The 12,554-nt window shown below is 59.4% G+C and carries 12 protein-coding genes and 1 riboswitch; of the genes, 5 read left to right on the top strand and 7 right to left on the bottom strand.

Features of this window, described 5'->3' with window-relative positions:
- Positions 1-55: 55 nt before the first annotated feature.
- Both metF and ahcY read right to left on the bottom strand, forming a co-directional pair.
- A complete protein-coding gene (gene metF / locus H8F22_RS15840; protein ID WP_027926601.1) occupies positions 56-901 on the bottom strand; it encodes a methylenetetrahydrofolate reductase [NAD(P)H] in 846 nt (281 codons plus the stop codon).
- Between the two features lie 191 nt (positions 902-1,092).
- The gene (ahcY, locus tag H8F22_RS15835; protein ID WP_027926602.1) at positions 1,093-2,502 is read right to left on the bottom strand and encodes an adenosylhomocysteinase; all 1,410 of its coding nucleotides are present in this window, start codon (positions 2,500-2,502) and stop codon (positions 1,093-1,095) included.
- Positions 2,503-2,525: 23 nt separating this feature from the next.
- Positions 2,526-2,628, bottom strand: a riboswitch (S-adenosyl-L-homocysteine riboswitch).
- Between the two features lie 189 nt (positions 2,629-2,817).
- Between ahcY and H8F22_RS15830 the strand changes: the two genes are divergently transcribed.
- Together H8F22_RS15830 and H8F22_RS15825 are read left to right on the top strand one after the other, a co-directional pair.
- On the top strand, positions 2,818-3,222 hold the full coding sequence (locus H8F22_RS15830) for an acyl-CoA thioesterase (RefSeq protein WP_027926603.1): 405 nt from the start codon (positions 2,818-2,820) through the stop codon (positions 3,220-3,222).
- A gap of 182 nt (positions 3,223-3,404) precedes the next feature.
- On the top strand, positions 3,405-4,289 hold the full coding sequence (locus tag H8F22_RS15825) for a formate/nitrite transporter family protein (RefSeq protein WP_027926604.1): 885 nt from the start codon (positions 3,405-3,407) through the stop codon (positions 4,287-4,289).
- Between the two features lie 115 nt (positions 4,290-4,404).
- Here H8F22_RS15825 and H8F22_RS15820 read toward each other — a convergent pair whose 3' ends face one another.
- Positions 4,405-5,574: an MFS transporter gene (locus tag H8F22_RS15820; protein ID WP_194940438.1), complete on the bottom strand. Its 1,170-nt coding sequence runs from the start codon at positions 5,572-5,574 to the stop codon at positions 4,405-4,407.
- Positions 5,575-5,792: 218 nt separating this feature from the next.
- Between H8F22_RS15820 and H8F22_RS15815 the strand changes: the two genes are divergently transcribed.
- Positions 5,793-6,626 carry an EamA family transporter gene (locus H8F22_RS15815; RefSeq protein WP_027926606.1) on the top strand — a complete coding sequence of 278 codons (834 nt, stop codon included), beginning with the start codon at positions 5,793-5,795 and terminating at the stop codon, positions 6,624-6,626.
- Between the two features lie 39 nt (positions 6,627-6,665).
- Complete coding sequence (locus tag H8F22_RS15810; RefSeq protein WP_027926607.1) at positions 6,666-7,049, top strand: MAPEG family protein; 384 nt, start codon at positions 6,666-6,668, stop codon at positions 7,047-7,049.
- Between the two features lie 121 nt (positions 7,050-7,170).
- Here the strand turns inward: H8F22_RS15810 and mltA are convergent, their stop codons facing one another.
- Positions 7,171-8,355, bottom strand: coding sequence for a murein transglycosylase A (gene mltA / locus H8F22_RS15805; protein WP_194940437.1), 1,185 nt, complete (start codon positions 8,353-8,355; stop codon positions 7,171-7,173).
- 127 nt (positions 8,356-8,482) lie between these two features.
- Between mltA and H8F22_RS15800 the strand changes: the two genes are divergently transcribed.
- The gene (locus tag H8F22_RS15800; protein ID WP_027926609.1) at positions 8,483-8,932 is read left to right on the top strand and encodes a c-type cytochrome; all 450 of its coding nucleotides are present in this window, start codon (positions 8,483-8,485) and stop codon (positions 8,930-8,932) included.
- Between the two features lie 57 nt (positions 8,933-8,989).
- Here the strand turns inward: H8F22_RS15800 and H8F22_RS15795 are convergent, their stop codons facing one another.
- The 3 genes from H8F22_RS15795 to metK all read right to left on the bottom strand — a co-directional run bounded on the left by H8F22_RS15795 (position 8,990) and on the right by metK (position 12,544).
- On the bottom strand, positions 8,990-9,385 hold the full coding sequence (locus H8F22_RS15795) for a DUF1090 domain-containing protein (protein ID WP_027926610.1): 396 nt from the start codon (positions 9,383-9,385) through the stop codon (positions 8,990-8,992).
- Between the two features lie 97 nt (positions 9,386-9,482).
- Positions 9,483-11,156 carry an NAD-dependent DNA ligase LigB gene (gene ligB / locus H8F22_RS15790; protein WP_027926611.1) on the bottom strand — a complete coding sequence of 558 codons (1,674 nt, stop codon included), beginning with the start codon at positions 11,154-11,156 and terminating at the stop codon, positions 9,483-9,485.
- A gap of 197 nt (positions 11,157-11,353) precedes the next feature.
- Complete coding sequence (gene metK, locus H8F22_RS15785) at positions 11,354-12,544, bottom strand: methionine adenosyltransferase (protein ID WP_008033298.1); 1,191 nt, start codon at positions 12,542-12,544, stop codon at positions 11,354-11,356.
- Between the last annotated feature and the right edge of the window lie 10 nt (positions 12,545-12,554).

The raw sequence follows: 12,554 nt of genomic DNA, 5'->3' as shown, positions 1-12,554 counted from the left end.
TTCCATAAAAAAGGCCCTGGATTTCGCCAGAGCCTTTTCGGGGTTTTGCACTGTTTCAGCGCGGCAACTTCAGGTTGTTCCACACCGCCAGACTCGCTTCAGCCTGATTCAGTGTGTAGAAGTGCAGGCCCGGTGCACCACCTTGCAGCAGGCGTTCGCACATTTCGGTGATGACTTGCTCACCAAAGCCTTGAATGCTTTGGGTGTCGTCGCCGTAGGCTTCCAGCTGTTTACGGATCCAGCGCGGGATTTCTGCGCCACAGGCGTCAGAGAAGCGCGCCAGTTTGCTGTAGTTGGTGATCGGCATGATCCCCGGCACGATCGGGATGTTCACGCCCGCTGCCCGTACACGCTCGACGAAGTAGAAGTAGCTGTCGGCGTTGAAGAAGTACTGGGTGATCGCGCTGTTCGCGCCAGCGTTGGCCTTGCGCACGAAGTTGGCGATATCGTCTTCGAAATTGCGCGCTTGCGGGTGCATTTCCGGGTAAGCGGCGACTTCGATGTGGAAATGATCGCCGGTCTCTTCACGAATGAATTCGACCAGGTCATTGGCGTGGCGCATTTCGCCGCTGGCCATGCCCATGCCCGAAGGCAGGTCACCGCGCAGGGCAACGATACGCTTGATGCCGGCTGCTTTGTATTGAGCCAGCAGGCCGCGCAAGTCGTCCTTGCTGTCGCCGACGCAAGACAGGTGCGGTGCGGCAGGGACTTTGACTTCGCTTTCGAGCTGCAACACGGTGTTGAGGGTGCGATCACGGGTCGAACCGCCAGCGCCATAGGTGCAGGAGAAGAAATCGGGGTTATACGTGGCCAGCTGACGAGCAGTGGCAAGCAGCTTTTCATGCCCAGCGTCGGTCTTCGTAGGGAAGAACTCGAAGCTGTAGCGACGGTCTTGGGACATGGAGGGCACCTCCAGCTACAAGCTGCAAGCTGTGAGCTGCAAGAGAAGCGGAGGTGCGCTGATCTCTTGTGCCTGGAGCCTGCTGCCTGAAACTGTTTTGGAATAGGGGCAGAGCTCTCGAGCTTCGCGCGGCAAGTTCGGCTTTTGACCTTGCTTGCCGCTTGAAGCTTAAAGCTCGCAGCTGCTGTGTCTTAGTAGCGGTAAGCGTGCGGCTTGAACGGACCTTCGACGGTCACGCCGATGTAGTCGGCCTGGGTCTTGGTCAGTTGAGTCACAACGCCGCCGAAACCGCGGACCATTTCCAGGGCCACTTCTTCGTCGAGTTTCTTCGGCAGTACTTCAACCGTCAGGCGCTCGGCTTTCTGGGCTGGCGACAGGTCGGCGTACTTCTGGCCGAACAGGAAGATCTGCGCCAGCACCTGGTTGGCGAACGAACCGTCCATGATGCGGCTTGGGTGACCGGTAGCGTTACCCAGGTTAACCAGACGGCCTTCGGCCAGCAGGATCAGGTAGTCATCGTTCTGAGCGTCGAAAGCGCCCGGGCCGGTGCGGTGGATTTTGTGAACCTGTGGCTTCACTTCTTCCCACGCCCAGTTTTTGCGCATGAAAGCGGTGTCGATTTCGTTGTCGAAGTGACCGATGTTGCAGACAACAGCACGCTTCTTCAGGGCTTTGAGCATGTTCGAGTCGCAAACATTGACGTTACCGGTGGTGGTCACGATCAGGTCGATCTTGCCCAGCAGCGCTTTGTCGATGCTTGCTTCGGTGCCGTCGTTGATGCCGTCGATGAACGGCGAAACCAGCTCGTAGCCATCCATGCAGGCTTGCATGGCGCAGATCGGGTCAACTTCGGAGACTTTAACGATCATGCCTTCCTGACGCAGGGACTGAGCGGAGCCCTTGCCCACGTCACCGTAACCGATGACCAGCGCTTGCTTGCCGGACAGCAGGTGGTCGGTACCGCGCTTGATCGCGTCGTTCAGGCTGTGACGGCAGCCGTACTTGTTGTCGTTCTTGGACTTGGTTACCGAGTCGTTGACGTTGATGGCCGGGATTTTGAGCTCGCCCTTCGCCAGCATGTCCAGCAGGCGGTGAACGCCGGTGGTGGTTTCTTCGGTCACGCCGTGGACGCGGTCCAGAACCTGTGGGTACTTGTCGTGCAGCAGTTGAGTCAGGTCGCCGCCGTCGTCGAGGATCATGTTGGCATCCCAAGGCGCGCCATCTTTGAGGATGGTTTGCTCCAGGCACCACTCGTACTCTTCTTCAGTCTCGCCTTTCCAGGCGAAAACCGGGATACCGGCAGCAGCGATAGCGGCAGCGGCCTGGTCTTGAGTCGAGAAAATGTTGCAGGACGACCAACGTACTTCGGCACCCAGGGCAACCAGGGTTTCGATCAGCACGGCAGTCTGAATGGTCATGTGGATGCAGCCGAGGATTTTCGCGCCTTTGAGTGGCTGCTCACCGACGTATTTACGGCGCAGACCCATCAGGGCAGGCATTTCGGATTCGGCGATGATGGTTTCGCGACGGCCCCAGGCAGCCAGGGACATGTCGGCCACTTTGTAATCGTTAAAATCTGCAGGCGTGATAACAGCGCTCATGATGAGCCTCCATTCGTAATGTATGCGAATGGGCGCCGTTGTGCGTTTAGTGTCTGGTCGATAACGACCAAGCAACGCCCCATCCGAGCCTGACAGGTCGAACCTGCTGCAGCGCCCCTCGGACAGGTGGCGGGAAAACGGCAGTAGCCGTTCTAAATCGGTGGCGATTATAGCTTTCTTTGTCCGGCTAGTGGCAAGTGACAAGCTACAAGCGGCAAGTAACAGCGAATCTGCTTTTACTTGCAGCTTGTCGCTTAAAACTTGAAGCTGGGGGCAGAACCCTAGCGCTCAAACGCCTCGAACCCGGAGCCCCCTATGAATTTCCACACCCGCAAATGGGTTAAACCTGAAGACCTCAACCCCAACGGCACGCTGTTTGGCGGCAGCCTGTTGCGCTGGATCGACGAAGAAGCGGCGATCTATGCCATCGTTCAGCTGGGCAACCAGCGCGTCGTCACCAAGTACATTTCCGAAATCAATTTTGTCAGCGCCTCTCGCCAGGGCGACATCATCGAGCTGGGCATTACCGCCACCGAGTTCGGTCGCACCTCCATCACGCTGACCTGCGAAGTGCGCAACAAAATCACTCGCAAAAGCATCCTGACAGTAGAGAGGATGGTGTTCGTCAACCTGGGCGAAGACGGCTTGCCTGCACCGCACGGGCGTACCGAGATCAAGTACGTCAAAGATCAGTTTCAGGATGATGTGGCGAGCGAGTAATGCGAGCCCTGTAGGAGCCGAGCTTGCTCGCGATCGATTCACGTCGGTTTCGGCGGTGATGCGAATGACGCCATCGCGAGCAAGCTCGGCTCCTGCGGAAATGGCTTCGTTTATTCGAACACTGAACAGCGCCGAATCGCGCGTGTCGTACCTACATGACACGCCACCGGTTCAGGAACGCTATGGACACCCCAAAAGACGGCAAGACCCCGAACCTCTCGGCTGAAGAACAGCACGACGTCGACAAAAACCAGCCGCCCCGTGCGGCCGTACTGCACGAAATCATTCGGACACAGGGTGACCAGGAACTCGAGCGCAGCATCGCTGCGTTGTGGTGGTCGGCGCTGGCCGCCGGCCTGACCATGGGCCTGTCGCTGATGGCCATGGGATTGCTCAACTCGCGGCTGCCGGACGGCGAGCACTTCAAGGTGATCGCCAGTTTTGGCTACTGCGCCGGTTTTCTTGCGGTGATCCTCGCCCGCCAGCAGTTATTCACCGAAAACACCCTGACCGCCGTGTTGCCGGTCATGACCCAACCCACACTGAACAACTTCGGCCGATTACTGCGCCTGTGGACGGTAGTGCTGGGAGGCAACCTGTGCGGCACGTTGCTGGTGGCCTACGTGATGCTGAACCTGCCGATTTTCGACAGCAAAACCGACCTGGCCTTCCTCGAAATCGGCCGCAAAGTCATGGAAAACCACGCCAGCCAGATGTTCGCCAAGGGCATCGTTTCGGGCTGGATGATCGCCACCATGGTCTGGATGATTCCGTCCATGGAGAGCGCGAAAATGTGGATCATCATCCTCATCACCTACCTCATGGCGCTGGGTGACTTCACTCACATCGTGGTCGGTTCGGCCGAGGTGTCGTACCTGGTGTTTGCCGGCGAGTTGCCGTGGAAGGATTTCTGGCTGGTGTTCGCCGGGCCGACGCTGGCGGGGAATATCATCGGCGGCAGCTGCATCTTTGCGCTGATCAGTCATGCGCAGATTCGCAGCGAGAGTGGGCCGCCAAAGAAGGGTGCCGATCAGGCGCCGGATTCACGCGGACGCGAAGAGAAGTAAAGACAGGTGTACCGCGTCAGCTTCATCGCGAGCAGGCTCACTTCTAAAGGGAAGGACGCGGTCCCTGTAGGCGTGAGCCTGCTCGCGATAGCCGTGTGCGAAACGATGCAGCTATTCAGCCGGACACATTCACCGCAGCCGCACTCCGACGCTGCAGGTAAATAAAGAACAACGCCGTCAGCACCGTCAAACCGCTGACCAGCGCGCCGGTCCACGGCAAGTCCGCCAGGTCGGCGCCACTGGCAACTACCAGCCCACCAATCCACGCGCCCGCTGCGTTACCGAGGTTGAACGCGCTCTGATTCAGCGTCGAGCCGAGGTTGGGCGCTTCGTGTGCCTGATCGATGATCAGCAGCTGCAGAATCGGGCACAGGGCGAACGCAAAAACGCCCCACAGCACCAGCGTGATCGCCGCAGGAATCACCGAATGGCTGGTCTGCGTGAATGCCGCCAGCACCACCAGCACAGCGAGCGCCATGCCCACCAGCGAAGGCAGTAAGCGACTGTCCGCCAGTCGACCGCCGAGCATGCTGCCAGCGGTCAGGCCGACGCCAAACAACAGCAACATGATGGTCACGCCATGCGGGCTGACGCCCGTGATGTCTTGCAGGATTGGCGCGATGTAAGTGAACACGCTGAACAGACTGGTCGACGCCAGCACGCTCATGCCCAGCGCCAGCAACACATTGACCTTGCCCAGCACCTTGAACTCGCTGGCCAGATTGGCCTTGTCCATGGCGATGTGTTTCGGCAGCCAGAGCCATTGTGCGATGGCGGCAATCACACCAATCACCGAGACCGCCCAGAAGGTCGAGCGCCAGCCGGCGTACTGCCCAAGCGCGGTGCCCAAGGGCACGCCCAGCACATTGGCCAGCGTCAGGCCGGTGAACATCATCGCAATGGCTTGCGCCCGTTTGTTCGGTGCGACCAGACCGGCCGCGACCACCGAACCGATGCCGAAGAACGCACCGTGGCACAACGCAGTGACCACGCGAGCCGCCATCAAGGTGGCGTAGTTCGGCGCCAGGGCACACAGGACGTTGCCGAGGATGAACATCAGCGTCATCCCCAGCAATGTTGCCTTGCGCGGCATGTTGGCCGTGCCGACCGCAAGGATCGGCGCGCCGAACACCACGCCCAGGGCGTAGCCGGTGATCAGCAGGCCGGCGTGTGGAATGCTGACGGCGAGGTCGCGAGCGACGTCGGGCAGCAGGCCCATGATGACGAATTCAGTGGTGCCGATGCCGAACGCGGCAACAGCGAGGGCAAGCAAGGCGAGTGGCATGCGCAAGGTCTCTGTCGGTAGTCTTGACGCTTTGATCAGGCATACGCATGCCGTTGACCGTTCTCGGTGAGAGCGGGCATGGGCAGAAATTTTTGGAATTAGTCTGTGCGCAACTGAGTGCGGCGTGGTCGCTTGCAGTATAAACAGCTGCTGACATATCGCGAATCAATTATCCGGGCGCGTCCCGCCGGAAATAAAAACAAATGAAGGAGTAGGCCGTGCTTGCAACAGCACTGGTGTTAGTCGCGGCACTGTTGCATGCGGCGTGGAATACCCTGATCAAATTCAGTGCCGAACGTTTGTTGGTGGTGGCCTGCATGGACAGCGTGGCAATGTTGTTTGTCGCCGTGATGCTGCCGTTTGTGAACGTGCCGCCCATCGACATCTGGCCGTGGATTCTAGCCTCGGCGGCGTTCGAATTGCTGTATCGCTATCTGCTGATTCAGGCCTATCGGGTCGGTGATCTGGGGCTGGTCTATCCTTTGATGCGCGGGCTGTCGCCGTTGGTGGTGCTGGCCTTGACACTGATCTTTGCCGGGGAAGTGCTGACGAATCAGCAGATCTTCGGAATCCTGCTGATCCCGTTCGGCATGCTGTGCCTGCTGTGGCAGGGCGGTGGCGGCGCACGTTTGCCGTGGTCGATGCTGCCGGTGGTGGCGCTGATCGGTCTGTGCATCGGCTGCTACACGTTCATTGACGGCCAGGCGTTGCGGCGCTGGTCACACCCGCTGGATTACCTGGTCTGGGTCACGTTGCTGAGTGCCTGGCCATTTCCGTTGCTGGCGCTGGTGCGCAAGCGGCCGGCGTTCATGCTGTTCTGGCGGGAGCAATGGCGGCTGGGGCTGGCGGTCGGGTTTTGCGTGTTGTTCAGTTACGCTTTGGTGCTGTGGGCCATGCAGCTGGGCTCGATTGCCGAAGCGGCGGCGTTGCGTGAGATCAGCGTAATACTGGTGGTGCTGTTCGGCATGCGCTACCTGAAAGAACCTTTCGGCCGGCCACGGCTCTTAGCCTGTGGGCTGGTGCTGATCGGCATCCTGGTGATGAAGTTTTAACCGAAACCCGAATTTCCAAACTGAAGAAAGGACTGCTTTATGACGGTTGCGCTGTGGTGCATTTTGATCGCGATTTTCCTGCCTTATGTCTGCACGGCGATTGCCAAGGCCGGTGGTCGGTATGGGCTGAGAGACAACCATGATCCCCGGGACTTTCTCGAGTCACTCAATGGTTTGGCTCGACGCGCGCATGCTGCGCAACTGAACAGTTTTGAAGTGACCCCGGCGTTCGCGGCAGCGGTGATCGTGGCGCACCTGGCTGGCAATGCCGAGCTGGTGACGATCAATGTGCTGTCGGTGTTGTTCATCACCAGCCGGTTGCTGTACATCATTTGCTACCTGGCGGACTGGGCGGTATTGCGGTCGTTGGTGTGGTTTGTGGGGATGGGGTTGATTGTGAGTTTCTTTGTGGTGTCTGTTTAAAAGTCGGTGATTTTGCTGGCCTCATCGCGAGCAGGCTCACGCCTACAAGGTTTGTGATCACTGAAGATCAATTGTAGGAGTGAGCCTGCTCGCGATAGCTATCTAATTGCCCATGCACATCTCAGGGGTTGGTGTTCGCCGCATCAGCTACCTGAGGCACCTGTGGCAACGCCGCACCTTTAGGCCACAACATCCAGATCTGCCCCTGCTGCTTCATGTCCCCGGCCAATTGCCCGGCCGCCTCGCCTGTGCCCCAGAACAGATCCGCACGTACTTCGCCGGCAATCGCGCCGCCGGTATCCTGAGCCGCCACCGGGCGAACCAGTGCAGTGCCATCCGGTTTGGTGGTGGATAACCACAACAGACTGCCCAGCGGAATGACCTTGCGGTCCACCGCCGCGCTAAAGCCGGCAGTGAGCGGCACATTCAACGAGCCGCGCGGTCCTTCGTTACTGTCCGGGTTACGGGTGAAAAACACATAGCTGGGGTTGCTGCCGAGCAGTTCGGGAATGCGCGTCGGGTTGGCCTTGGCCCAATGGCTGATCGCGCCCATGGTCACGTCTTCTTTCTTCAGCTCGCCTTGCTCCACCAGCCAGCGGCCGATGGGACGGTACGGATGGCCGTTCTGGTCGGCGTAAGCGATGCGCAGCTGGCGACCGTCATCGAGCTGAATACGCCCCGAGCCCTGGATTTGCAGGAATTGCAGGTTCATCGGATCGGTCAGCCAGGCCACCACCGGGGCCTTGACCCCTTTGGTCTCAATAGTTGCCGCATCGTCATAAGGCTTGAGCACTCGCCCTTCCAGTCGACCGCGCAGGCGCTTGCCCTTGAGTTCCGGGTAGAGGCTGTCCAACGAGACAATGATCATGTCTTCGGGTACGCCATACACCGGGATATTTGCTGCTGCGGTTTGGGTCAAGCTGCCGGGGTAGACCGGTTCGTAGTAGCCGGTGATCAAGCCGTTGGGGTTGTCATTGGCGGCACGCAGGCCATAGACGTCCAGATTCTGTTTGAGGAAATCGCGAATATCGGTGGCGGTTTGCGGCACGTTGGCGGAGGCGGTGCAGGTTGCACCCCAGACCGGGTCGGCCTTGAGCCGGGTGCACGCGCTGCGCCACGAACCGAAGCCGGCGACCAGATCGCTGTCGGACACCGCCGGCAGCGCTTCCCAGGTGGCACTGGAATAGGTAGCGAGTGCATGGGTTTTTGGCTTGTTGTTATCGCCGCCGGTGCAGCCGGCGAGGACGGCCACCATTGGAAGAGTCCACGCGAGGTGGTGACGCCATGCCTTGAAACGGCTGTTCATGGAGTAATTCCTTTGCCGGTCGCCTGAGTGCTCCATGCGCTCAAACAACCCGTATTGATAATAGGGCTATTGGTCTTTGTCGATGACGCGAGGATACTGGCGGCCGTTCCCGTGACCTGAAGCCACCATGACTCTTAAAAGACTTTCTGTTGTATTGCTGGCCTGCCTGACGTTGTCCGCTTGCGGCGGTGTCGATCCGAATTCGCCGCTGGGTCAGCGCAAGGCGATTTTCAAGCAGATGCTCAAGACCGGCGAAGACCTGGGCGGCATGTTGCGTGGCCGCATTCCGTTTGATGGTCAGAAATTCGCCGACGGCGCCGTGAAACTCGATGCGCTGTCCCATGAGCCGTGGAAACATTTTCCACAGGTGCGCGAAGAAGATCACACCAGCGCCAAGGACAACGTCTGGCAACAGCAGGCTCGTTTTCAGGAAATGTCCCGCAACCTTGAAGCCGCCACCGGTGAATTGGTGATCGCCAGCCAGGTTCAACCTTACAAGGCCAGCAACCTGGGGCCGGCGGTGCAGAAAGTCGAAGATGCCTGCAGTGCTTGCCATAAACAGTTTCGGGATCATTGATTCTCGCTGGCTAGTTGATCGTTCCCCACGCTCTGCGTGGGAACGATCACTACCGAGCTACTTATCCAGTTCGTCGAGTGCGTCCTGCAATTCCTTGCGGGACTCGGCGAGTTTGTCTTTGCGTTTGTTGATCTTGTCGGGGTCGCCTTTTTTCATGGCGCTGTCGAGGTCGGCCTGACGTTTGCTGACTTCATGCTTGGCGTCGAGGACTTTGTTTTCCCGTTCTTTCTTCAGCGAGGCGTCGGTGCAATGCGCCGTGACTTCGCTCAAGGCGGTTTCCAGGCCAGCTTGCTGATCGGCGTTGCCGTGTGACTTGGCCAGTTCGATCTGGTTGATGATGCCCTGTTTCTTGGCTGCGCAGCCGGTCAGTTCCGGCGCTTCTTCGGCCGCCATCAGTGGAGCGGCCAGCACGCTGCAGAGGGTCAACAGGGCTAGCGGTGAAAGAAATTTCATAAAAGCTCCATGCGCAAAGGCAAGCGGGTCGGTGTGGCAATGGGCGTTGGAGCGCATCGGCCCCTGGGGGTTCCCGGCTGCCGTGGATTGTAGGTCTCTAGAAACCGTCAATCCCGGCAACCCTTAATGTTTCACTCAAGGCCAGGACCTGCGGGTCGCGGAAAAACGCGCTCAATTGCGCCGCACGTCCCGGGCCGATACCGGCTTCAGCCTGCCATCGTTCGGTGTTTCGGTTCGCCATTGCCTGCCATGAATCGGCAAGCTGCGCCTGCCCCATCGGTGGTAAACCCAAGGCTTTCAGCCAACGACTGAAGGGACGCTGTCGAGCACTGTTGAAACTGTTCAAAAGACGAGCGCTGCTGCGTTCGCCGAAGCCGTTAATGGTAGCAAGCTCTTGAGCATCGAAGGTCAACCAATCCAGAAGGCTATTCAGACGGCCTGTTTCTAAAAGTTTCTCCCAGGTGCCGGGGCCGACATGGGGCAAAGCCAGCCCCTGCTTGCCGCTGAGCCAGGTTAGTCGTGCGAGGAATTGGCTTTCACACCCCGGCGTCGGCTGCCAGCAACTCAAATGATGGAAGTCGGCTGCCAGCGGGACGTTTACCTCAGCCCGTTCGGTACTGCGCAGTACAACGCTGTCGAGTCTGGGAATGGTCAGTCCGGCCAGGCTGATGGACACCTGATCGCCGGGGCGGATGTCCAGTTTCTCCCAGCGCTGCAAGGAGCTGACGCTCACGCGTTTGATCTGTCGGTCATCGAGCGTCACCGGTTTCAGGTTCAGTACCGGTGTGATTCGTCCGGTGCGCCCAACCTTGAAGTCGACTGTTCGCACCTCGGCCAGTACCTGCGCGAAAGGGTATTTCCAGGCGACGGCCCAAAAGGGTGATTTCGCCTGCCAGCGTTCGGCCGAGGGGCGCAGGCTTTGGCGCAGGACGACACCGTCGCTGGCAAACGGCAGCGGCGAGCGATACCAGTGATCGCGCCAGCGTTGCGCATCAGCCATTGTCCTGACCGGTTGGCTATAGGGCAAAGTGCCTGGGAACCCCAGCCCATCCAGAGCCGCTATTCGTTCAGGCAAATGGGTCGGACCTTGTGGCCAGTCCCAGACAAACAATCCGATACCGGCGGCTTGTTCAGGCGCGAGTACCTTGCGTGCCATCAGACCGGCTACGGTGGAGCGGGCATTTTGGCTGCCGGCCTTGACTTGTATGTGGTCGGTCAGCTGCCAATAGAGTTCGCCTTGCACCAGTATGTCCACGGGTTGTGCGAGTTGCCGGGGGATACCGGGGATCAGGCGAGCCGAGGCCGTCCAGTCCTGGCCATTGATGCCATCGCCACGGCTGATTGCCTGATGCAGCAAGCCGTTGCGATAGGTCAGTGTCACGGCCACGCCATCGACTTTGGGTTGTACCCAGATGTCTTCGCGACCGCGCAGCCAGTTTTCCACAGTCTGTCCATCGCGGAGTTTGTCGAGGCCGGTGTGGGCGATGGGGTGGGCGATCTTGCCAGCGGCAGTGCGCAAGGGTTCGGGTGCGAGACCCAAGTCAAAGCACTCACGCCATTCAATCAATTGTGCGCGGGACTGATCGTAGATTTCATCGGCGACCAGCGAGCGTCCTCCCCGGTGGTAGTGGTCGTCCCAGAAATCGATTTGTTTTTGCAGGGCGGTGATTTCGTCCAGGGCGCGTGCGGGTGGCCAGTCGGGGCAGTCGGCAGCGTTTGAGCTCAGGCAAAACACGGTCAGGAAGACAGCGGGCATCAGGCGTAGAAGCATCGTGAGCATCCTTGCTCAAGTGGGATGCTGGAAGGCTAGTCAATATTTTCGGGCGGGAAGGGTGGGTGTTTTGCCTGGTGTTTCAGGGGTGACCGGGCGGGCCTGCTCGCGATGGCAGCGACTCGGTGCAAAGCGAAAGACAATAAAAAGCCCCGCACGGCGAACCGTGCAGGGCTTTGGGTACCGCCGGGGAAGTCTTACAGACCGGCAGCCGAACGCAGGTCGTCGGCGCGGTCGGTTTTTTCCCAGGTGAACGTGGTGAAGGTGTCTTCGCCCACGGTCTTGGTCGCCGGGGTGCGACCGAAGTGGCCGTACGCAGCGGTTTCCTGGTACATCGGGTGCAGCAGGTCGAGCATGGTGGTGATTGCGTATGGACGCAGGTCGAATACTTCGCGAACCAGTTTGACGATTTTGTCGTCGCTGATTTTGCCGGTGCCGAAGGTGTTCAACGAGATCGACGTAGGCTGGGCAACACCAATCGCGTAGGAAACCTGAATCTCGCAGCGCTCGGCCAGGCCGGCAGCCACGATGTTCTTGGCCACATAACGACCGGCGTAGGCGGCCGAACGGTCAACCTTCGATGGGTCTTTACCGGAGAACGCGCCGCCACCATGGCGAGCCATGCCGCCGTAGCTGTCGACGATGATCTTGCGACCGGTCAGGCCGCAGTCGCCAACCGGGCCACCGATGATGAACTGGCCAGTCGGGTTGATGTGGAACTGGGTGTCTTTGGTCAGCAGTTCGGCAGGCAGTACGTGCTTGACGATCAGCTCCATCACGCCTTCGCGCAGGTCTTTGTACGACACTTCAGGGTTGTGCTGGGTCGACAGAACAACGGCGTCGATACCGACAACCTTGCCGCCTTCGTAACGGCAAGTCACTTGCGACTTGGCGTCCGGGCGCAGCCAAGGCAGCAGGCCGGATTTACGGGCTTCGGCTTGGCGTTGAACGAGCTGGTGCGAGAAGGTGATCGGTGCTGGCATCAGCACGTCGGTTTCGTTGCTCGCGTAGCCGAACATCAGGCCCTGGTCGCCGGCACCCTGATCTTCAGGCTTGGCACGGTCAACACCCTGGTTGATGTCTGGGGACTGCTTGCCGATGATGTTCATCACACCGCAAGTGGCGCCGTCGAAGCCGACATCGGAGCTGTTGTAGCCGATGTCCAGAATGACGTTACGCACGATTTCTTCCAGATCGACCCAGGCCGACGTGGTCACTTCACCGGCGATGATTGCAACGCCGGTCTTTACCAGAGTCTCGCACGCCACACGGGCGAACTTGTCTTCAGCAATGATGGCGTCCAGCACCGCATCGGAAATCTGGTCGGCGATTTTGTCCGGATGTCCTTCAGACACGGACTCGGAGGTGAAGAGGGAGTATTCGCTCATCTCGATGTTT

The organism is Pseudomonas mucoides (assembly GCF_015461845.1).
Lineage (GTDB): Bacteria > Pseudomonadota > Gammaproteobacteria > Pseudomonadales > Pseudomonadaceae > Aquipseudomonas > Aquipseudomonas mucoides.
Note: the sequence above shows the minus strand (reverse complement) of the source record. Positions and strands in the feature narration are given on the sequence as shown.